Origin of the sequence: Hymenobacter sediminis (assembly GCF_003231285.1) — a bacterium.
Classification (GTDB): Bacteria; Bacteroidota; Bacteroidia; order Cytophagales; family Hymenobacteraceae; genus Hymenobacter; species Hymenobacter sediminis.
This window is the reverse complement of record NZ_QKNS01000058.1, coordinates 1-278: the sequence shown is the minus strand read 5'-3', so window position 1 is coordinate 278 and position 278 is coordinate 1. Positions and strand designations below refer to the sequence as shown.

The 278-nt window shown below is 46.4% G+C and carries 1 pseudogene; it reads right to left on the bottom strand.

Annotated features, from left to right (window positions below):
- A pseudogene (locus DNI29_RS23950) lies at positions 1 to 278 on the bottom strand (alanine dehydrogenase); the annotation flags it as partial.

Below are 278 nucleotides of genomic sequence, written 5' to 3'. Positions count from 1 at the left end.
ACCATTTCCTCTGCCCCTCCCAGGTCAGCCATGTGGAGTAATATGGGCGTGAAAATGTTGCTCAATGCACATGAAGCTGTCCTTGAAACCCTCTATGCGATATTGGGTACGCAATAATGGATAACGCCATGTTTGACAAATGTAGGGACATCGTGCGAAGTCATTTCGGAGGTTTCAATGCAGCCACCCTGATCTATAGACACATCAATGATGACGCTTCCTTCCATCATCGCCGCGACCATTTCCTCACTTACTACTATTTTGTTTCGGCCTTTTTC